Source organism: Streptomyces agglomeratus (genome assembly GCF_001746415.1).
Taxonomy (GTDB): domain Bacteria; phylum Actinomycetota; class Actinomycetes; order Streptomycetales; family Streptomycetaceae; genus Streptomyces; species Streptomyces agglomeratus.
Genome location: NZ_MEHJ01000001.1, coordinates 7,915,601 through 7,934,629, shown reverse-complemented (window position 1 = coordinate 7,934,629; position 19,029 = coordinate 7,915,601). Strand labels below are relative to the sequence as shown.

18 protein-coding genes and 3 pseudogenes are annotated in these 19,029 nt (G+C 68.2%); 11 read left to right on the top strand and 10 right to left on the bottom strand.

All coding sequences use genetic code 11. The features are described 5' to 3' along the window. The first annotated feature begins 2 nt into the window (after nucleotides 1–2). The 7 genes and pseudogenes from AS594_RS34855 (at nucleotide 3) to AS594_RS34830 (ending at nucleotide 4,945) form a co-directional block, all read left to right on the top strand. On the top strand, nucleotides 3–1,127 hold the full coding sequence (locus tag AS594_RS34855; RefSeq protein WP_338120222.1) for a glycoside hydrolase family 15 protein: 1,125 nt from the start codon (nucleotides 3–5) through the stop codon (nucleotides 1,125–1,127). After that, nucleotides 1,124–1,681 (top strand): glycoside hydrolase family 15 protein, encoded by a 558-nt coding sequence (locus AS594_RS47350; RefSeq protein WP_256096717.1) that lies wholly within the window; start codon nucleotides 1,124–1,126, stop codon nucleotides 1,679–1,681. The genes AS594_RS34855 and AS594_RS47350 overlap by 4 nt, the downstream gene beginning before the upstream one ends. Continuing rightward, nucleotides 1,678–2,160: a hypothetical protein gene (locus AS594_RS34850; protein WP_069774563.1), complete on the top strand. Its 483-nt coding sequence runs from the start codon at nucleotides 1,678–1,680 to the stop codon at nucleotides 2,158–2,160. Before AS594_RS47350 ends, AS594_RS34850 begins: the two co-directional genes overlap by 4 nt. Nucleotides 2,161–2,292: 132 nt before the next feature. After that, nucleotides 2,293–2,790, top strand: a complete 498-nt coding sequence (locus tag AS594_RS34845) for a VOC family protein (RefSeq protein ID WP_256098522.1) — start codon at nucleotides 2,293–2,295, stop codon at nucleotides 2,788–2,790. A 53-nt stretch (nucleotides 2,791–2,843) separates the two neighbouring features. After that, nucleotides 2,844–3,346, top strand: a pseudogene (locus AS594_RS34840) (DUF488 domain-containing protein). A gap of 8 nt (nucleotides 3,347–3,354) precedes the next feature. Continuing rightward, the gene (gene folE, locus AS594_RS34835) at nucleotides 3,355–4,068 is read left to right on the top strand and encodes a GTP cyclohydrolase I (RefSeq protein WP_079148810.1); all 714 of its coding nucleotides are present in this window, start codon (nucleotides 3,355–3,357) and stop codon (nucleotides 4,066–4,068) included. Beyond that, nucleotides 4,061–4,945: a RibD family protein gene (locus tag AS594_RS34830; RefSeq protein ID WP_079144235.1), complete on the top strand. Its 885-nt coding sequence runs from the start codon at nucleotides 4,061–4,063 to the stop codon at nucleotides 4,943–4,945. The genes folE and AS594_RS34830 overlap by 8 nt, the downstream gene beginning before the upstream one ends. A 598-nt stretch (nucleotides 4,946–5,543) precedes the next feature. On the opposite strand, the gene AS594_RS44965 is transcribed toward AS594_RS34830, so the two are convergent. The 3 genes and pseudogenes from AS594_RS44965 to AS594_RS48085 all read right to left on the bottom strand — a co-directional run bounded on the left by AS594_RS44965 (nucleotide 5,544) and on the right by AS594_RS48085 (nucleotide 6,667). After that, nucleotides 5,544–5,696 carry a hypothetical protein gene (locus AS594_RS44965; protein WP_167368092.1) on the bottom strand — a complete coding sequence of 51 codons (153 nt, stop codon included), beginning with the start codon at nucleotides 5,694–5,696 and terminating at the stop codon, nucleotides 5,544–5,546. A 239-nt stretch (nucleotides 5,697–5,935) separates the two neighbouring features. After that, nucleotides 5,936–6,575: pseudogene (locus AS594_RS43350) on the bottom strand (cation:proton antiporter domain-containing protein); the annotation flags it as partial. Then, the gene (locus AS594_RS48085) at nucleotides 6,536–6,667 is read right to left on the bottom strand and encodes a hypothetical protein (RefSeq protein WP_420877910.1); all 132 of its coding nucleotides are present in this window, start codon (nucleotides 6,665–6,667) and stop codon (nucleotides 6,536–6,538) included. The gene AS594_RS48085 and the pseudogene AS594_RS43350, both read right to left, overlap by 40 nt. Nucleotides 6,668–7,052: 385 nt before the next feature. Between AS594_RS48085 and AS594_RS34810 the strand changes: the two genes are divergently transcribed. Together AS594_RS34810 and AS594_RS34805 are read left to right on the top strand one after the other, a co-directional pair. After that, nucleotides 7,053–8,099 (top strand): glucose 1-dehydrogenase, encoded by a 1,047-nt coding sequence (locus AS594_RS34810; RefSeq protein WP_069774572.1) that lies wholly within the window; start codon nucleotides 7,053–7,055, stop codon nucleotides 8,097–8,099. A gap of 36 nt (nucleotides 8,100–8,135) precedes the next feature. Then, nucleotides 8,136–8,645, top strand: a complete 510-nt coding sequence (locus tag AS594_RS34805; RefSeq protein WP_069774573.1) for a gluconokinase — start codon at nucleotides 8,136–8,138, stop codon at nucleotides 8,643–8,645. An 88-nt stretch (nucleotides 8,646–8,733) separates the two neighbouring features. Here the strand turns inward: AS594_RS34805 and AS594_RS47660 are convergent, their stop codons facing one another. From AS594_RS47660 to AS594_RS34795, 3 genes and pseudogenes are all read right to left on the bottom strand, one after another. Beyond that, the gene (locus AS594_RS47660; RefSeq protein WP_338120221.1) at nucleotides 8,734–9,183 is read right to left on the bottom strand and encodes a hypothetical protein; all 450 of its coding nucleotides are present in this window, start codon (nucleotides 9,181–9,183) and stop codon (nucleotides 8,734–8,736) included. 98 nt (nucleotides 9,184–9,281) lie between these two features. Continuing rightward, a pseudogene (locus tag AS594_RS47655) lies at nucleotides 9,282–10,106 on the bottom strand (IS110 family RNA-guided transposase); the annotation flags it as partial. A 606-nt stretch (nucleotides 10,107–10,712) separates the two neighbouring features. Then, complete coding sequence (locus AS594_RS34795; RefSeq protein ID WP_069774576.1) at nucleotides 10,713–12,011, bottom strand: ArsB/NhaD family transporter; 1,299 nt, start codon at nucleotides 12,009–12,011, stop codon at nucleotides 10,713–10,715. 874 nt (nucleotides 12,012–12,885) lie between these two features. Here AS594_RS34795 and AS594_RS34790 point away from each other — a divergent pair. Next, on the top strand, nucleotides 12,886–13,101 hold the full coding sequence (locus tag AS594_RS34790; protein ID WP_069774577.1) for a hypothetical protein: 216 nt from the start codon (nucleotides 12,886–12,888) through the stop codon (nucleotides 13,099–13,101). 435 nt (nucleotides 13,102–13,536) lie between these two features. On the opposite strand, the gene AS594_RS34785 is transcribed toward AS594_RS34790, so the two are convergent. The 4 genes from AS594_RS34785 to AS594_RS34770 form a co-directional block, all read right to left on the bottom strand. Next, nucleotides 13,537–14,433 carry a universal stress protein gene (locus AS594_RS34785; RefSeq protein ID WP_069774615.1) on the bottom strand — a complete coding sequence of 299 codons (897 nt, stop codon included), beginning with the start codon at nucleotides 14,431–14,433 and terminating at the stop codon, nucleotides 13,537–13,539. Nucleotides 14,434–14,715: 282 nt separating this feature from the next. Next, nucleotides 14,716–15,339 carry an FMN reductase gene (locus tag AS594_RS34780; RefSeq protein ID WP_069930976.1) on the bottom strand — a complete coding sequence of 208 codons (624 nt, stop codon included), beginning with the start codon at nucleotides 15,337–15,339 and terminating at the stop codon, nucleotides 14,716–14,718. Nucleotides 15,340–15,343: 4 nt separating this feature from the next. Beyond that, nucleotides 15,344–16,468, bottom strand: coding sequence for a CE1758 family FMN-dependent luciferase-like monooxygenase (locus AS594_RS34775; RefSeq protein WP_069936042.1), 1,125 nt, complete (start codon nucleotides 16,466–16,468; stop codon nucleotides 15,344–15,346). Between the two features lie 423 nt (nucleotides 16,469–16,891). Beyond that, complete coding sequence (locus AS594_RS34770; protein WP_069774618.1) at nucleotides 16,892–17,743, bottom strand: SMP-30/gluconolactonase/LRE family protein; 852 nt, start codon at nucleotides 17,741–17,743, stop codon at nucleotides 16,892–16,894. Between the two features lie 84 nt (nucleotides 17,744–17,827). Here AS594_RS34770 and AS594_RS34765 point away from each other — a divergent pair, with 84 nt between their 5' ends. Then, the gene (locus tag AS594_RS34765; RefSeq protein ID WP_069774620.1) at nucleotides 17,828–19,012 is read left to right on the top strand and encodes an FUSC family protein; all 1,185 of its coding nucleotides are present in this window, start codon (nucleotides 17,828–17,830) and stop codon (nucleotides 19,010–19,012) included. Nucleotides 19,013–19,029: the final 17 nt, after the last annotated feature.

The window sequence follows — 19,029 nt, the reverse complement described above, 5'->3', positions numbered from 1 at the left end:
ACCTGGACTCTCCGACTCTGTTCGCCGCCGTCCTCGACCACGTCCGCGGCGGCAGTTTCCTCCTGCGGCCCGAAGTGCCGTACACCGCGGCCCGCCGCTATCTACCCGGCACCAACGTGCTGGAGACGACGTTCACCACCGCGGGCGGCACGGTCCGGGTGACCGACGCGCTGACCCTGCCCGACACCACCTCGCTGGCACCCGGCCGCGAGCTGGTCCGGCGGATCGAGGGCATGGCGGGCAATGTCCCGATGCTCTGGAGCGTCCAGCCGCGCTTCGGCTACGGCGCCCACCCACCACACCTGGCGTGCCGAGCGGGCGTACCGGTGGCCACTTGCGGCGTCGAAGCGGTCGCGGTCTGCGCCTGGTACGCCGGCCAACCGCAGTGCACGGCCGACTCCGTCACCGCCCGGTTCCGGGCCGACTCCGGTACCCGGGCACTGATCGCATTGCCGTACGCGCACCAAGAACCCCTGGTCCTGCCCACGCGCGCCGAGTGCGAGGCCCGCCTGGACCACACCGCCGCCACCTGGCAGAAGTGGGCAGACAACCGCACCTACACAGGACCTTGGCGTGAAGCCGTTCTGCGGAGCGCCCTCACCCTCAAGCTCCTGGTCTTTGCCCCTTCCGGCGCGGTCGCCGCCGCCGCGACCTGCTCCCTGCCCGAATCCGTCGGCGGGGAACGCAACTGGGACTACCGCTTCAGCTGGATCCGTGACTCCGCCTTCACTCTGGACGCCTTCCTCAAGCTGGGCTGCGCGCCGGAAGCCACCAGCTACCTCTGGTGGCTCATGCATGCCTCGCAGCTCACCCACCCTCGCCTGCACGTCCTGTACCGCCTCGACGGCGGCACCCGAGCACCCGAGCACACCCTGCCCCTGGCGGGCTACCGCAGCTCGTCGCCCGTACGCGTGGGCAACGCAGCCGCCGATCAGCTCCAGCTGGACACATACGGGGAGCTGATGCAGACCGCCTGGCTCTACACCACCGCAGACCATCGACTGGACGCCGACATCGCCCGCCGACTGACCGAGATCGCCGACTTCATCTGCACCGTCTGGCAAGAGCCCGACGCGGGATTCTGGGAGGTCCGGAGCGCCCCGAACATTTCACGCAGTCCAAGATGATGTGCTGGATCACCCTCGACCGCGCCCTCGACCTGGCGGGGCGGCATCTGATCTCGGACCGGCACACGGCCCGGTGGCACCGCGAACGTCAGGCCGTCGCCGACTTCGTCGACACCCGCTGCTTCAGCGAGCGGCTGAACAGCTATGTGCGCTCCGCCGCCGGCGACGCCCTGGACGCAAGCCTCCTGCTCGGCCTGCTGCACGGCTACCGCCCGCCCGACGACTCGCGCATGCGCGGCACCGTCTCCGCCGTCCAGCAAGCCCTCCGAGAGGGCCCCTACGTCAACCGCTACCTGCGCACCGATGGTGTGCCCGGCAGTGAGGGTGCCTTCCTGGCCTGCTCCTTCTGGCTCGCCGAGGCCCTCGCCCGATGCGGCCGTATCGAAGAAGCCGTGTCCCTCATGGACCAGCTCGTGGCCCTCGGCAACGACGTCGGCCTCTACAGCGAAGAAATCGACCCCACCACGAACGCCTTCCTCGGCAACCTGCCCCAGGGCCTGTCCCACCTGGCCCTGGTCAGCGCCGCCTGCGCGATCGGGGAGGCCACACGATGAGCATCTGGGCTGCGCTGGCGGGTGGCTTCGTCGGCACCCTGGTCTTGACCACCGGCCTGCGGGCGGCTAACACCTTCAATCTCACTCGCATCGATCTGCCGTTCCTGCTCGGCACCGCCTTCACCAGCGACCGGACCCGCGCCAAGGCCCTTGGCTACGGCGCGCACTTCGTCAACGGCCTGGTCTTCGCCCTGCTCTACTACGCGGTCTTCGCCGCCATCGGCTACAGCAGTTGGTGGCTGGGCACCGTCTTCGGCCTCGTCCACGGCCTGTTTGCCGCCACCGCGCTGGTCAACATCCTGCTGCCCCTCGTCCACCCGCGCATGGGCACATCCCAAACCAGTGCCCCCGAAGTCGCGCTGCTCGAACCACCCGGCTTCCTCATGCTCAACTACGGACGCGGCACACCCACCGTCACCCTCGCCGCGCACCTCGCCTACGGAACCATCGTGGGAGGTTTCCTCACCTGGCCGGGCTGACACCCCGGCCGGCGCCGTTCAGGGCCGGCGGTGTGATCCCGGCAGGTTCTGCGCGGGCCGGGTAGCGTGAAACCAGGACCAGGAACCCGCGCAAAGTGGCCTGCCATCGCGGGAGAAGGCGGAGAGGTCCTCATGGCACATTCACATGCAGCGGCGCCCAGCGGCCCGCATCCTGCGCCGCTTCCGACGGATTCCGAGCCGACCGGTGGCGGACCGGATACGCGCGGTCCGCGGCTTGCCTCGGTCGTGGTGTTCGTCCACGACCACGACGCATCTGCGGACTTCTACAGAGAACTGCTGAACATGGAGGTGACGGTCCGCACTGCCACTGCCGCGTTGCTCGTGGGCCGTGGCGGCTTCCAGGTGTACCTACGCGCCGTGGGCCCTCACGCCGCACACCCGGTGGGCCACGTCGGCGCACAGTACGTCATCTGGACAGCAGACGGCCCCGACGACTTCCAGCGCTGCGAGCGCGTGCTCAGAGCCCGGTCCGACCTGGTGGACACCCGGCACGGTGACGGCTTCACCATCGTCGAAGGCCGGGATCCCAGCGGCCTGCCGGTGCTGGTGGCCTACCCGGGGCCGGACGAAGTGGCACGGCTCGAGATCATCTCTCGTTACTACGTGTGACGCGGAGGGAAGCGGAAGCAGCTGGCCCACAAGGAGGTCGAGGAGGTCCTTCCATGGCTCGCAGCAGAACGGTGCACGTGCGCCGCGTCTACGAGGCTCCGGCGCAGACCGACGGCGTGAGAGTGCTGGTCGACCGGGTCTGGTCCCGAGGGATGACCAAGGACAAGGCCCACATCGACGAGTGGTGCAAACAGGTCGCCCCCTCCACAGAACTGCGCAAGTGGTACAGCCACGCCCCCGACCGTTTCGCGGATTCAGCCGTCGCTACCGGACCGAGCTCAAAGATCCCGAACACGTAGACGCTCTGGCGCACCTGCGCGACCTCGCCCAAGACCAGCCGTTGACGCTACTCACCGCAACCAAGCATCCCGAGATCAGCGAAGCAGAGGTGCTCGCCGAGCTGCTGCGGAGCCGACAGTGGGGACCACACGCCCCGGGATACGCTCGGCGCCTCACCGTGCTTGCGCAGGGGCATTATGTTCCTGGGCGGCGCCCATACGGAAACCGGATGATAATGGTCGTGACTAGCTCTAGTGAGATGTTCTTCGCATCTTGAGGCTGCTTATGAACGATCAACTGCCGCAGATGAACGGTCCCCCGCCCGTCGCAGGGCTGGTCGGCGAGAGCCTCGTGCCCGTTACAGATGAGATCGAGTGGGCGGCCGTCTCTCCGCGGCAGATCACCCCCGAGGAGTGGCAGCGGTTCGAGGACCACCTCAAGGAGATCTTCGAGGCACTGGGCCTGGCCGTCGGGTCAGCGGCCACGGCCGACACACCCCGTCGCTTTCTGCGCGCCCTCTTCGACGCCACCAGCGGTTACGAGGGCGACGAAAAGCTGGTGACCGCCTTCGAGACCGAATGCCACGGCGGGTCGGACTGCCGGATCAGCCAGATCGTCGAAGGACCGATCCCGTTCTTCGCCCTATGTGAGCATCACGCTCTGCCGTTCTTCGGCAAGGCGTACGTCGGGTACGTCGCACACGAGCACATCCTCGGCCTGTCCAAACTGACCAGGCTGGTACGGCTGTTCGCCCGCCGCTTCTCGGTGCAAGAACGCATCGGCCACCAACTCGCCGAATCCTTGCAGCAAATCATGCTGCCACACGGCGTCGCGGTCCATTTGGAAGCGGTGCATCTGTGCACGCAGATGCGCGGCGTACGGGAGATCGAGTCCAGCACCCGTACCACCCATTGGCGGGGCACCTACGACGAGGATCCGCAACTGCGGGGAGAATTCTTCACGTTGTGCGGCCAACGCGGCCTGGCCGGTCATGGCTGAGGACAGCACCGCCCGCCCCGTCGCCGGAACACAGCCAGGCTCGTTGGAGCCACTGGAGTTGCTGTACGAGGAAGCCGGACAGCCCAGCTTCGGTCTGCCAGCCACGCTCGCCACGGCCTACGGTGGCGACCTGGGATTCACGACGCCGTGCGTGTACGCGAACTTCGTCGCCTCCCTTGACGGAGTGGTCGCCCTCGGCCCCGAGTATCCATCCTCCGGCTCGGCGATCAGCGGGCGTGAACCCGCGGACCGCTTCGTCATGGGACTGCTGCGCGCATGCGCCGACGCGGTACTCATCGGCGCCGGCACACTCCGAGCCACACCCCGCCACCTGTGGACCCCCGACCACGTCTGTCCGCAAGCCGCACCCGACTTCCGCGAACTACGGCGCAGCCTGAAACGCGCCACCCCACCGCAACTGGTTGTGGTCACAGCGAGCGGCGATGTGCCCACCGAGCACCCGGCCCTGCAGTCGGGCGCGCTCGTGGCCACCACCGCGGACGGCGCCCGCCGACTCGAGGGCCGCCTGCCGCCAACCTGCGCGATACTCACCGCGGTCCAAGGACCCGCCCTCCGTATGGCCGACGTCCTCGCGGCTCTCCACACCCATGGACACACCGCGGTGCTCACCGAAGGCGGACCGCGGCTCATCGGCCACCTCCTCGGCGAGGGCCTGCTGGACGAGCTGTTCCTCACGACATCCCCAGTGCTCGCCGGCCGGGCTGGCACACCCCGACCCGGGGTGATCTCCGGACTCGAACTGTTGCCGAACCAGCCGGCGTGGACGGACCTGATCAGCGCCCGCCGCCGGGACTCATATCTCTTCCTGCGCTACCGACTTCGTACCCCGAGCGGCGGCCCAGCACTGGCCCATTGACGCAGGCCGAGGTGCGACGCCGAATGCCTGGTCGCGTGCGGACGATGTGAATCTCCCGCTCATACAGCCTCCGGACATCGCACGCGCTACGGAGCCGCGGCGACCACCGGGGCATCTGCGGACCGTCCTCAACCAGCAGGTGTGCGCCGCCCTGACGACCACTGGCCTTCACATGATCAGCCATCGCCGTCGACCCGTGATGGAGAACCGACGGAATCCGCTGGCCCGCACAGCTCGCGCGGTGTGGAGCGCCCCGTCGCGTTGTCAGGGGAGCGTACCTGTATGCCGTCGGCCGGGGGGCTCACCTCACCTACCGCTGTCAGGCGGGGGAAGAGGAGTTCCTCGAGAGCATCCATGGCGAAGAGAAACGCCATCATCAGAGCGGGCACGAGCAGAACGAGCAGAATCACAGGACCTCCCGAGGGATGGTCGGCCTGTGGAGCCGATGGTGCCGCTTTCCAGAATGGGGCCGAATGGGGTAGCGCGCATGCCATGCGCGGAGGCGCACCGTGTGTCAGAGGGCTGCCAGCGCGAGAACCCGGGACCGTGCCCTACCGTTCCAGGTCTCTGTGCGCACCGTGTGCTGCATGCTGTCGCTCTACCGCTCCAAGGCCGCCACCGACTGCTCTGAACCTGTCACCGGGGTCACCGGCCCCTCATCCACGGGATCGAGGGCCTGGGCCAACCGCGCCATCCCTGCCGCCTGCGAGCGGACCGCATTGATCACCTCGACCAGCTGGTCACGCAGCACTTGGCAGCCACTCCTCGCGGCGGGAGTCCACGCCGGTCTCTCCGAACCGATCATCCTCACCCCCATAGGGCGCCCGGGACAGGACCCGCCCTGAACGTCTTCCGCCAGTGCCAGGGCGGCGACGGCCGTCACCGCCGAACCGACGGCCATCCCGCACAACGCGCGATCAACGCCCATGACAACGTCAGCGCCGAAGGCATCACACCATTGGCCCAGCTCGGGGCACCTCGGAGTGGCCTCTAGCCATGGGGGGCGGGGCCTGCCGGGCCGGGGTGGCCGTGTTCGCCGAGCCAGCGGGCGAGTTTGCCGCGTCGGCCGATCGCGCGCAGCCGCCGTTCGGCGGCCTCGCGTACCTGGGGGGTGGTGATCAAGAGCAGTTCGTCTCCGGTACGCAGCATGGTGTCCTGGGTGGGACCATGGTGGTGGCGTCTCGGACGATCAGCGTCAGGGCGGTGGGCGAGGGCAGGCGCAGTTCGAAGACCGCCACCCCGGCCAGGCGAGAGCCTTGAGGGACGGTGACGGTGAGCAGGTCGGCGTCCAGGACATCCAGAGGGGCGGTTTCCACCTGGAGCTCGCGTAGTGCGCCGGGGCGGGTCAGGCCCAGCCATCGGGCGGCAGCGCGGGGCCCTGGATGAGGGTGAAGAGGACCACCAGGACGAACACGATGTTGAGCAGGTCACGCGCACCGGCGATGCCGGAGACGATGGGGTAGGTGGCCAGCACGATCGGCACGGCGCCGCGCAGCCCGGCCCAGGAGATGAACGCCTGTTCGCGCCAGGGGATGCGGAAGGGCAGCAAGCAGGTCATGACGGAGGCGGGCCGGGCGGCCAGCAGCAGGATCAGGCCGGCCGCGAGAGCCGGAAGAACAGCGGAGGGCACACCAGCCAGGCTGGTCGGTGTCTGTACTTCCGCGGACGGCGCGGGCGCCCGGATTCGAGGGCCTGGGCGAATCGTGGGTCGCTCTGTTCCATCTGCTGTTCGAGATCCTTCAGCAGCCTTTCGTCGAAGTGCGACACAGCTCCTCCTTCCAAGGACCATCCGAGCCGGAATGGCGGCTTCGCCTCCAGGGTCTCCCGCATTCCGTAGCGGCCGGAATCGGTACCCAGCACCCATTTGTCCCGGTTCAGGAATCGGTCCGTCCCCCGCGGCGGGGCCGTCTGTCCGTTGGGCCGGTCCCTCTCGAGCCCTGAGCGGCTCATCCCTTCCGGGTAGCACAGCGGCACACGGACGTGTCCCTCCATTCCGGCTGCCTGGTGCTGGAAAGCTCTGTGCGGGACACATGTCAAGGCGGGACATACGTCAAGACAGCGGCGCGCGGACATCAGGCGTCCGCGGACGAGAGGGACGAGGTTGACGATGCGTGCATTGACCGTGCGACCCGGCGAAAAGGACTCCCTGGAGGTCCGGGATGTGCCTGAGCCCGTCCCGGCTTCCGGGGAACTGCTGGTGGAGGGCCTGGCGGTGGGGGTGTGCGGAACGGACAGGGAGATCGTCCGGGGTGAGTACGGCTGGGCCCCCGCGGGCCGTGAGTGGCTGGTGCTGGGGCATGAGTCGCTCGGGCGGGTGCGGCAGGCGCCGCTCGGCAGCGAGTTCGCGGCCGGTGACCTTGTCGCCGGGGTGGTGCGCCGCCCGGACCCCGAGCCGTGCGGGGCCTGCGCTCGCGGAGAGTTCGACATGTGCCGCAACGGCCGCTACACCGAACGCGGCATCAAAGAGATCGACGGTTTCGGCGCGCAGGTGTGGTGCGTCGAGGCCGACTACGCGGTGAAGCTGGAGCCGCATCTGGAGCACGTCGGTGTGCTCATGGAACCGACCACCGTGGTGGCGAAGGCATGGGAACAGGTGGAGCGTATCGGCGCCCGTTCATGGTTCGAGCCGCGCCGCGCCCTGGTGACCGGTGCCGGGCCCATCGGTCTGCTGGCCGCCCTCCTGGGCACACAGCGCGGACTGGAGGTGCATGTGCTCGACCGGGTGACCGAAGGGACCAAGCCCGCTCTGGTACGGGACCTGGGCGCCACCTACCACGCGGAGGACATCGAGCAGGTGATCTCCGCCGTGTGCCCGGATGTCATCATCGAAGCCACGGGAGTGAGCGAGCTCGTCTTCGCCTCGTTGACGAGCACCGCACCCTACGGGGTGGTGTGCCTGACCGGTGTGTCGCCCGCCGGCCGCAGGGTGAGTGTGGACGCGGGCGCCATCAACAGGGAGATCGTGCTGCAGAACGACGCGGTGGTGGGCTCGGTCAACGCCAACCTGCGGCACTACCGCCAGGCTGCCGACGCGCTGGCCCAGGCCGACCTGTCATGGCTTGAGCGCCTGATCACCCGGCGGGTCCCGCTGGAGCGCGCGATGGAGGCGTTCACGCCACAACCGGACGACGTCAAGGTGCTCGTCGAGTTGTAGCGGGCAAGATCCGAAGGCAGGCCCTAGCCTGGACGGATGTCTCACAACACTGCTCCATTGGTCGTGGTCATGGGAGTGTCGGCCTCGGGAAAGACCACGGTGGGCCGACTGCTGGCACAGCGCCTCGGTGTTCCATACGCCGAGGCGGACGACTTCCACCCCGCAGCCAATGTGGCCAAGATGCAAGCCGGCCATCCGCTCGATGACGAAGACCGCCGCCCCTGGCTAGACGAAATCGCACGATGGCTGACCGACCAAGCGGACAGCGGTGGAGTCGTCTCGTGCTCGGCGCTGAGGCGGCGTTACCGTGACCGGCTGGCTTCCGCAGCGCGGCACGTCTTCTTTCTCCACCTCGATGGCTCGCCTGAGCTGATCGCCGCACGGATCACCGCGCGACAGGGCCACTTCATGCCGCCCGGCCTGCTGGAGACGCAGTTTGCCGACCTCGAACCTCTGGGCGACGACGAAGCGGGCGCGGCCATCCCGATCGACGGTACGCCGCAAGAGACCGCCGCCCTCGCTCATGCCGCCGTCACCTCCTCCTGAACATTGCGCAACCTGCTCCAGCAGCCCTCAAACCGCCTGCCGGTCAAGTAGAGGCATCGCCGTCGTTGCCGTCCCCGTTCTCCGCGTCCTACCGTCGATGCTGAACGGAAAATCCCCGTTTCTCCGGGCAGGCGGGAGCGCCGTACGGCGGAGCCGGACGGTTTCTCTGTGGGTGGGGGTGACTGAGGTCAGGCCACGATAGTGGGTGCGAGGGTGACGTGGTGCCGAGGGCCTGGAGCTGGCGGACGAGGTCGCGGGTCTTGCGGGCGGGATTGAGATGGCGCTGGTGCCAGTCGGTGCCGAGTTCCTGGTATCGGGCGTCGGGGTCGTTGATCAGGTGCCAGGTGATGACGAGGATGGAGCGGGCGACGGCGACGAGGGCTTTGGCGTGGCCGCGGCGTTTGACGATTCTGCGGTAGCGAGCGCCGAGGAAGGTGTCGGTGCGGGCAGCGGCGTTGGCGGCTTCGCCGAGGGCGCCCTTGAGCCATGGGTTGCCCTTGCCCGCCGGGCCGGCGGTGTTCTTCGCTCCGGACTGAATCGTGCGGGGGCACAGCTTCGCCCACGAGACGAGGTGTTCGGGGTGGGGAAGCGGCTCATGTCCAGGCCGATCTCGGCGAGGACGATCTGGGCGGTGGCGGGACCGATGCCGGGGACCGCATCGAGACGCTCGGCCAGTTCCTGCGCGGTCACACCGTCGCGGACAGACGGCCCGCCGGTGTCGTCCCCGTCCGACGGCCCGCCGGTGTCGTATGGAGCCGTGGTCTGTTTCATGAGGTCGGCGATCAGCCGGTCGAGTTCCTGGACCTGCGTGGTGAGGTGGTCGACGGTGCCCAGCAGCACGCCCAGCAGGCGGCCGTGATGTTCTTCGAACTGCCCGGTGAGTGCCTCGGCCAGGGCCGGCTTCTTCTTCACCAGGCTCCCTCTGGCGAGATCCGCCAAAGCTCGGGGGTTGCGTTCACCGGCGGCCAGGGCATCGAGCATGGCCCTGCCGGACAGACCGAAGAGGTCGGAGACAACGTCGGACAGCTTGATCTGCGCGTCCTGCAGGGCCTTGTCCACCCGGTGCTTGTGCCGGGTGCGTTCCTGGATGAACACTGTGCGGGTGCGGGTGAGGTCTCGTAGCTGCCGGACTGGCTTGGGCGGTACGAACGAAGCGCGGACCATGCCGCGTTCGGCGAGCTTGGCCAGCCAGACCGCGTCGAGCTTGTCGGTCTTCGGCCGGCCGGGGACGTTCTTCACATCACGTGCGTTGACCAGCCAGCATTCCAGGCCGCGGGCCTCCAGGAGGTAGAAGAAGGGCCGCCAGTAGCTGCCCGTCGCCTCCATCACCACCCGCTGGACCCCCTGGCAGACCAGCCGGTCGCCGAGTTCGAGGATCGCGTTCGTGGTGGACGCGACCGTCCAGACCTGCTGGACGCGCCGGCCTTCGATGGTGTCGTGCGGGATGCGCAGGCACACCATCCCGGTTGCCTTGGCGATGTCGATCGCCGCGACCCGGGCAACACTTCCGTCGTCGTGGTCGTCTTTGGACTCCTCCATCGTCTTCCTCCCCTTGGGCATTGGTGCGGGCGGGGGCTGCCCGGGGAGCCTGAGGGGAGACGGAGAAGCTGAACGGCGTGCTCGAGACGACAGTGTGCGGCCCCTCGGACGGCTCCCTCACCAGACTCCTATGCGGGCTCACAGCCCAGACATCGATCGGCGTCGGCGGACAGCCCCCGTACCGATTTTCACGCCCGCGAGGCGTCATCCGCAGGTGAACGGCTGACTCCTATTGCTGTCATCGTCCGTCCGGCGACGCCCGAACCCGCGCCTACGTCGCGCGACAGAGTGCCCGAGTCACGACCACCGGAACCCGAGTATCAGCATCAATGTCAGTGCTTCCGGTTCCTTAGCTGCAGCAGCACGCTGGCAGCGTCGAAGCCAGGGAATCGAGGAGCACAGCGGGCTTGACGTCCCGCCTCCTCGGCGTGCGGACAGCCCAGTTCACCGACAAGCGGGAAGACGGTGAGCCGGATCGGGCGACGAGTTCGGGTAGCCCGGCGCCTCTCCTCTGCCGGGTCGTCACGATCAGGCCAGGGCGAAGTAACGAAGCCATACATACAGGGCCGACACGGTGACGGTGACTGCGGTGACGATCAGGCCGTAGCGGCTGAACTGCCAGAACGAGATGTGGTGACCGCTGCGTTCAGCGATGCCTACGACGACGACATTCGCGGAGGAGGCGATGATCGTGGCGTTTCCGCCCAGGTCCGCGCCGAGCGCGAAGGACCACCACAGCATTTGGGCCTGTTGGGGCCCGCCTGCCGAGGCGACGATCTCGGAGACGATCGGGCTGACGGATGCCACGAACGGAATGTTGTCGATGACGGCCGAGGGGACGACCGATCCGAAGGTCAGGGCCATGGAGGTGCCGAGTAGTTCCCCCTCGGTGGCCCGGGCGGCAGCTTCGCCGAGGTCTGCGATCACGCCGGTCTGCACCATCGCGCCGACCATCACAAACAGCCCGGTGAAGAACGCGAGCGTTTCCCACTCCACGTCCTTGACGACGTCGGCGGGACTCAGCCGGGAGACGGCGAGCAGGACCAGTCCGCCGCTGATGGCCACGACGGAGGGCTCCAGATGGAGGGTGGTGTGCAGCACGAAGCCCGCCATCACGATCACGACCACCACACCGCTGACGACGAGCAGCCGCACGTCCTTGATCGCCTCCCGTTCACGCAGTTCCATCACCGCATCCACCCGCTCGGGGTCGTAGCGGAACGCGCTCCGGAACATCACCCGGGTCATCAGGACGAAGACGGCCATCAGCACGACGACGATGGGCGCCATATGGATCAGGAAGTCGTTGAAGGAAAGGTCGGCGCGCGAACCGATCATGATGTTGGGTGGATCGCCGATCAGGGTGGCCGCACCGCCGATGTTGCAGGCCATGACCTCGGCGATGAGGTACGGGATGACCGGCAGCCCGAGCCGGGTGCACACCAGGATCGTCACCGGTGCGATCAGCAGGACGGTGGTGACATTGTCGAGCCAGGCGGACAGGAACGCGGTCGCCACCGTCAGCAGCACCATCAGCCGGTACGGTCTGCCCCGGGCCCGTTTCGCCGCCCAGATCGCGATGAACTCGAAGACGCCGGTCCGTTTGAGGACGGAGACGATCAGCATCATGCCGAGCAGCAGGAAGATGACGTTCCAGTCGATACCGGCGTCTTCCGAGAAGAAGGCGTGCTCTGCGTGGGTCGCTCCGATGACCGGCATCACCACTGCGCCGCCGAGGGCCGCCGCGACGCGGTGCACCCACTCCGTCGCGATCAGGATATAGACGGCGGCGAACACCGCCACGGCCAGCCACGCAGTGACATCCACAGGCGCTTCCCCTCGGGCGGCGCTCATGGCGGCCGCCCACTTCTTCGCGCGCCCGCCATCCGCCCTCTCAAGCGGGCATCCGTGCGTCAATCGGCACGGCAGACGCCGGAGCAGGGCCTTTCCTCTACGGTCACCCGGTGCGCGGGGCGCTACCATCCGCACCAAAACCCATTTCCTGGGGTGACGAGCGTGTAGATGGCTCCGCGGCACGGGGGGTGGAATGAGTGCTGACGGCGCAGCCTCATGGCGCTCTGCCATGCAGCGGCACATAGTGACGGCCAGGAGACACAGGGCCCTTGCACGCAGTAACCGGACCGGAGGGGTCGGGACGAGGAATTCCGCCACGGAGGCCGTACAACCGTGTCAGCCCGCTTCTGCCCTGCGAACTGCCTGTCGGCCAAGTAGAGGCATTGCCGCCGTTGCTGTGTCCTTGCTCCGCGTCGAAGGGCAGTTCACCTGCCACGGTGAGGTGAGGGAACGCCGACCTGGCCAGTACCTCGAACCGGTCCACCCCTGCCGCACTACGACGGCAGCCCTCACCGGGGCGTCCTTCTCATCCGCGTTCCCGAACGGCCCGGGCAGTTGGACGGCGTGGGCAATGTGCAGGGAAGCACAATGTGCAGGGAAACAGCGCGCAGAGCGGCCTGATGTGCTGCGTATCGCACGAGGGTGTCCTGATCGCCTTTCAGGAGATCTCTTAAGACATGCCTAATCCGGGCCGCCCCTCGAGGACGTGCGATGACGCGGACTGAGAGAGGCCGTACGGCTGGGGCGGCTGATGTCCACCGCCGCCGGGCGCTGAGAGGATCGCCGTGAGCAGCAGCCCGACAGCGGCCAAGATGGCCAGTGCCACAGCGACCTTGACTGTCCATGAGTGCTCTTCACCGCCATCGGAGACTGGACCGGCGACCACCTCTTCGTCGGCGCGCCCGGTGACTGGGCCCACGCCCCTGCGGTCCGGGAGTCGGTCGTCACCCGCCGGCTCGGTGAACTGCGTGTTGAGCGAATCGATGCGCCGTGCCAGCTCCGGATCATCATCTGCCAGACGTTGCTCGATCCGAGCGAATGCGCGCTCATCGTCCTTCGGTGAAGTCATGTCGGTCACCTCGGTGTCGAGTGACTGCCGCCCGGCCGACGGGGGCCTGGTCACGGCACGTGGTGCCGCGGATGTGCCGGGCGGGTGCGACAGCCGACGACACCCGTCTGCACATCAGCCGAGTCCGGGTACCCACGAACCAGGTGGACCAAGCGCGCCAGGGAAGCAGGTACGGCCCTTCAGGGCCGGGTGGCCCTTGTCCTCGGTCGCCCTCGGTCACGAGGAAGGGCGACCGAGTGCCGCCAGTCTGCCTCGCGCTCCTTGTGCTGATCCCTGACTCAACCTGGACGGGCAGGGGTCATGTGTTGTCACGGCCCTGTTCGGCAGCGTTGCAGGAATCGCTCGGCGGTCCCGAAGTGGGCGCACCAGCATCCGAGGCGGCCGGGTCCTGTGGCCGGAGCCCCGCCATGACCGGAGTCAGTACCGGGATCAGCTATCGCGGTGACCAGGTACTACGGCGACTGGGCAGTGTGCGGTGTGCAGCACTGCGGCGCTGACCGACCCGAGCAGGAATCGGCGAACCCCGGTACGTCGATGGGATCCGACGACGAGCAGGCAAGCACCGGTGGAGGCTTCGACGAGCAGCGGTCCGGGTGAGGAGTGGTCGATGCGTAGGTTCACTTGTACGCCGGGGTGGCGGTCACGCCGCCTTCTTAGTTCGGTGTCGAAGAATTCCCGCTGGCCGCTTCTCACCCGTGTGGGGTCCAGCGGGACGGTTGTGATGGCCCCTGTGGGAGACGTGGCGATATCGACGGCGCAGTGCACTACGTCGAGGCGAGCACCGCGCAGACCGGCTTCCAGATATGCCATGTCAAGGGCCTGCAGCGAGGCGTCGTCGGTGTCGACGCCGACCACGACACGATTGTCGGGCCGCTCCGCCGTCTCGGAGGGACGCACGACGACGACGGGGCACTCGGCGTGCGTGGCCACATGCCAGCTCACCGATCCCAGCGGCAGCCGGGCAAATCCACCACTGCCCCCATGGCCGATCACGATCAGCTCCGCATCCGCAGAGCGTTCAACCAGCCCGGCGGCCGCGGGCCCCATGATCAGTTCGCCGCCGACGGAGAGGCCGGGAACCTCCTCGCGGGCCAGTCGCTCGTAATGCTCCACCAGCTGTGCACTCGCTTTGGCCGCGGAGCGGCTCTCCTTCTCGTCCGAGATGGACCTTCCGGGCAGTGGCAGCTCCAAGGCGTGCGCGATGTGCAGGGGGCGTGTGTGCAACGCTGCCTCGCGGGCTGCGAAGCGTACGAGATCCTCATGGCCTGGCCCCCTGTCGATACCGGCAACGATGGGGCGCTCCGGCGGCTGCATGGCACTGGTCATGGCTACTCCCGGCGGGCATCGGTCCCAGGGCCGTACGGGTACCCGTACCCCGGCTGCTCTAGACGCCCGCCGGTGACGCCTCTGGGCGGGTGCCGACGAGGTCCGAAGGGGAGCCTGGAAGCTCGAGTGAAACGTCTCCGGCTTCCTCCTCGAAGGGGGGCGCTGCGTGCTCCGGGGCATGCGCTGCTTGCCGCACCGTCGCTAGCGCTCGGCCAGGCAGCGGCACCTCGGTGACTGAGACATCCGCTGCCGAACCGGCGTGGTGACGTCGTCGCTGTCCTGCTACGGGGCCGGAGGCGATCCATCTTTCAGGAGTTGCTCCATCGATGTGAGTTCGTCCTGGAAGGAGTCATGTCGCTGGTGGGCACCGCACCCCTGGACCAGCCGGGCGAAGTCGGCCGCGGCAGCGCCGATGCGCCCGCTGAGTCCGGAGCCTTCCCCGGCGCCGAAATCTGCGGTAGCGGCGTAGACGCCTCTGGGGGAGACGATCGCGTGGAGGTACGAGAACATCGGCCGCAGTGCGTGTTCGAGCACGAGTGAATGTCGTTCGGTTCCGCCCGTGGCGCCGATCAGCACTGGCATGTCCGCGAGGGTTTCCTCTGGCAGCACGTCGAAGAACGACTTGAACAGGCCGCTGAAGGAGGCGTTGAACGCCGGCGTCACCGCGATGACGCCGTCTGCGGCGGCGACATTCTCGAACGCCTCCTCCAGCGGAGGGGCGGCGAACCCGGTGAGCATCGCGTCTATGACGGTATGGCCCAGGGGCCGCAGCTCCACGATGGAGGAGGTGGCGTTGAGACGCAGGGCACCCATCTCGGTGCGGACTGCTGATTCGAGGCGGTCCGCAAGAAGACGTGTGGAAGATGGCTGGCGCAGTCCGCCGCTGATGACCGTCAGGTTTGTCATCACATCACCGCATCCCTGCTCTGCTGTCTTGCCGTTCGTGGCGATGCTCCTCGCCCGTGTCTCGTGCCTGCCGCAGCGACTGGTGAGTGGGGGCTGCGGGCACATCGGCGGGTCTGCCGACGGCGAATTCCTTGCGAAGCACGGGGACCACTTGCTCGCCGAGGAGATCCAGCTGCTCCATGACCGTCTTCAGTGGCAGGCCGGCATGGTCGACGAGGAACAGCTGCCGCTGGTAGTCGCCGGCGTAGTCGCGGAATCCCAGCGTCTTCTCGATGACCTGTGCGGGCGACCCGACTGTCAGTGGTGTCTGCGCGGTGAACTCCTCCAGTGAGGGGCCGTGCCCGTAGACCGGGGCGTTGTCGAAGTAGGGGCGGAACTCGCGTACCGCGTCCTGGCTGTTGTGGCGCATAAAGACCTGTCCGCCCAGACCCACGATGGCCTGGGAGGGCTTGCCGTGGCCGTGGTGCGCGAAACGCTGCCGGTAGCGCTGCACCATGCTCCGGGTGTGGGAGACGGGCCAGAATATGTGGTTGGAGAAGAACCCGTCCCCGTAGTGCGCCGCGAGTTCCGCGATCCAGGGTGTGCGGATGGCGCCATGCCACACGAACGGCGGGATGCCGTCCAGCGGCCGTGGCGCGAGGGTGAAGCCCTGCAGTGGTGTCCGCAGCTTGCCCTCCCAGTCGACCACCTGCTCCCGCCACAGCCGGCGCAGCAGGCCGTAGTGCTCGGCGGTCAGTGGCACGGCCTGGCGGATGTCCTGCCCGAACCAGGGATACACGGGCCCGGTGTTGCCCCGTCCCAGCATCACGTCGGTGCGCCCGGCGGACAGGTGCTGCAGCATGCTGAAATCTTCAGCGATCTTGACCGGGTCGTTCGTGGTGATCAGCGTCGTCGAGGTCGACAGAATGATCCGCTCGGTCTGGGCGGCGATGTAGCCGAGCAGTGTCGTGGGCGAGGACGGTATGAATGGCGGATTGTGGTGCTCGCCGGTCGCGAAGACGTCCAGGCCGACCTCCTCGGCTTTCCTGGCGATGGTGACCATGACCTGGATACGTTCTGCTTCACTGGGCGTACGGTCCGTGGTGGGGTCCGGGGTGACGTCCCCGACTGTGAAGATCCCGAACTGCATGCCGGTCATGAGCGTTGCCCTCTCCGCGAGCCGCGAAGCCTTTCGCGTCTATCGCTCGTCAGGACGAGTCCCAGGCTACGCCCGGGCCCGGCCGCTGTCGCAGTGCTCATGGCACCGGCGAGGCTCGGCTCCCGGGCAACCTCTGCTCGGGTCTGCCGCGGCCAAAGCGCGTTTCGCCGTGACCACCACGACGTGCCTCTCGTCGGGCACCGGCACGTTCGGCGCGTGGACTGTTTCCGGGTGTGGCGCGGACAGGTTGCGAGTACCGCACGTGCGCGATGTGAACCACTGTGGCGTCCGCCTACGGTGCGCCTCCCAGGCGCAGCTCACTTGCGGGACCTCATGACGTTGCCGTGGCGGGCCGTGTGACCCGGCGCTGGCCGAGGTTTGATGGATGCGTGGGGCCCCTTCGGTGAGGCTGGTTCATCCTGCGAACTCGCGGGCGGGCAGCCCGGCGATGTCGACTCGTGCGCGGAACAGTGAGCCTGCCAGCGGGTCCTCTGTGGGTTCGAGATTTTCCCGGGATGTGGTGATGAACAGCTCGTCCAGGTGCGGCCCTCCGAAGGCGCAGGCGGTGACTTTCCTGGCCGGCAGTTCGATCACCTCGTCGAGGGCGCCGGCGGGAGAGTAGCGTCGTACAGCTCCACCGTTGTTGAGGGCCACCCAGACGCCGCCTTGCGCGTCGACGGTCAGCCCGTCCGGGCGCCCGGCCTCGGCGGGAACGGTCACGAAGGTGCGCCGCCCGGTCAGGCCCGACTCGGTGTCGTAGTCGAACACGGCGATCTGCTGTGTGGGCGTGTCGTTGTAGTAGGCGTGGGTGCCGTCGGGGCTCCACTCCAGCCCGTTGGAGATGGTGACCCCCGTGAGGATCACCGTGACGGAGCCGTCGGGCGCCAGCCGGTACAGGGTGCCGGCGCCGGGGCTCTTGTCGTAGGCCATCGAGCCACAGTAGAAGCGGCCGTCGGGGTCACAGCCGCCCTCGTTCATGCGCATCCCGCGGTCCTCGTCCCACAGCGTGGGCAGGTGTGTCAGGGTGCCGTCGGCGTCCTCCAGGGCGAAGCCCCGCTCGACTCCGATGACCGCGCCTCCCTGGCGGCGGGGCCGCACCGCTGCGGCAACATCGCCCACGTGGCGGCGGGTGACGGTGCCGCCGTCGGCCAGGGACAGCACGTCTCCGGCCAGCATGTCGACCCAGCGCAGGCCGCCCCAGACCGGCGACCATACGGGCCCCTCGGCGTGGTAGGCGATCGGATCTGTCATCTGCTCCACACGCATCGGCGCCTCCCGATGGAGAGTCTGATTTGGGCGGATAGTTCTTTTTACTTCTTACTCATGGTGCCTAAACCAGGAGATCTCCGTATGGCCCGTTCGCGCACGGCCGCCGCGTTGCGGACGTGGCTCGCCGAGACCTGGCCGCTGGTACAGGCGACGGCAGCTGCCACGGTGGCCTGGGTGATTGCTGTCCGGATCGGCGATCACGCTGCTCCGTTCTTTGCTCCGATCGCCGCAGTGGTCGCTCTCAACTTCGGGCGCGGTGAGCGGGGCCGCAACGCCCTGCGGCTGCTCCTCGGGGTGTGCATTGGCATCGTGATCGGAGAACTCACGGTCGTGGTCCTCGGAAGCGGCTGGGACAGCCTGGCGCTGGCCACGTTCGTTGCGCTGGTCATCGCCCAGGCGCTGGGCGCCAATCGCCTGATGCGCGTCCAGGCCGCCGCCGGGGCGATCCTGACCATCGCCGCTGCCAGCGGCACCAGCGACGGCGGGGCTGGTGTGAACCGGTTGATCGACGCGCTGATCGGTGCCGGGGTGGCGCTGGTTTTCACGCAGGTTCTGTTCCCTCCCGAGCCGCTCGCCCTGGTGCGCAGGGCGGAGAGGGCGGCGCTGGCAATCATGGCCGAGGGTCTTCGCCTGACGGCGGAGGCGATCGGGCGCGGCAGGGACGACGAGGAACTGCATGCGGGGCTGATCGGGTGCATGTCCGGCGTGCGGGAACACCTCGCTGAGGTGGGCAGGGCTGGACCGGCCGGCGCCCGGGTCGCCGGCCACTCGTTGATCTGGCGTTACCGGCGCCCCGCCGCCGCGTGGACGAACCAGGAGGCCGCCCAGATCCAGTTGCTGGGAGCCAGTTGTCTGATGCTCATGCGCACCGCTGTCAGCGCCGATCTGCCGGGTCAGGACAGGCTCGCGCAGGCGGTGCGGGAGCTGGCCGGAGCGATCACCGACCTCTCGGCAGACCTGGGCAGTCACCGGATCCGCCAGCGGGCGGTGGACCGTGCCTTCGCCGTCGCCCGCCGGGCCGGCGAGGCCCCTGCGCCGTCCATGGAGCGGGAAGCAGCGGCGGCCGGCGTGCGGTTCCTGTGCCTCGACATCATGATCTTCGCCGGCGCCGCCCCCGGGGAAGCTTCCGCGGTGCTTCAGCGGGACGCCGGCAAGCCGCGGGCCATGGCGCCGCCGGAAGACTTCCACCTCCCCGGCCTGCCGAGCGGGACGGTGTTGCACCGTCTGCGGCGCAGGCTGGCTGGCCGACGGCGGCGCCGACGTTGACAAACGGTGGTGCTGGC

Coding starts and splice junctions, on each gene's coding strand:
- AS594_RS34845 (WP_256098522.1), top strand. CDS start 2,293: ATGGCACATTCACATGCAGCGGCGCCCAGCGGCCCGCATCCTGCGCCG.
- AS594_RS34785 (WP_069774615.1), bottom strand. CDS start 14,433: ATGACCAGTGCCATGCAGCCGCCGGAGCGCCCCATCGTTGCCGGTATC.
- AS594_RS47350 (WP_256096717.1), top strand. CDS start 1,124: ATGATGTGCTGGATCACCCTCGACCGCGCCCTCGACCTGGCGGGGCGG.
- AS594_RS34850 (WP_069774563.1), top strand. CDS start 1,678: ATGAGCATCTGGGCTGCGCTGGCGGGTGGCTTCGTCGGCACCCTGGTC.
- AS594_RS34775 (WP_069936042.1), bottom strand. CDS start 16,468: ATGCAGTTCGGGATCTTCACAGTCGGGGACGTCACCCCGGACCCCACC.
- folE (WP_079148810.1), top strand. CDS start 3,355: ATGAACGATCAACTGCCGCAGATGAACGGTCCCCCGCCCGTCGCAGGG.
- AS594_RS48085 (WP_420877910.1), bottom strand. CDS start 6,667: ATGGAACAGAGCGACCCACGATTCGCCCAGGCCCTCGAATCCGGGCGC.
- AS594_RS34770 (WP_069774618.1), bottom strand. CDS start 17,743: ATGCGTGTGGAGCAGATGACAGATCCGATCGCCTACCACGCCGAGGGG.
- AS594_RS34810 (WP_069774572.1), top strand. CDS start 7,053: ATGCGTGCATTGACCGTGCGACCCGGCGAAAAGGACTCCCTGGAGGTC.
- AS594_RS34805 (WP_069774573.1), top strand. CDS start 8,136: ATGTCTCACAACACTGCTCCATTGGTCGTGGTCATGGGAGTGTCGGCC.
- AS594_RS34765 (WP_069774620.1), top strand. CDS start 17,828: ATGGCCCGTTCGCGCACGGCCGCCGCGTTGCGGACGTGGCTCGCCGAG.
- AS594_RS34780 (WP_069930976.1), bottom strand. CDS start 15,339: ATGACAAACCTGACGGTCATCAGCGGCGGACTGCGCCAGCCATCTTCC.
- AS594_RS34830 (WP_079144235.1), top strand. CDS start 4,061: ATGGCTGAGGACAGCACCGCCCGCCCCGTCGCCGGAACACAGCCAGGC.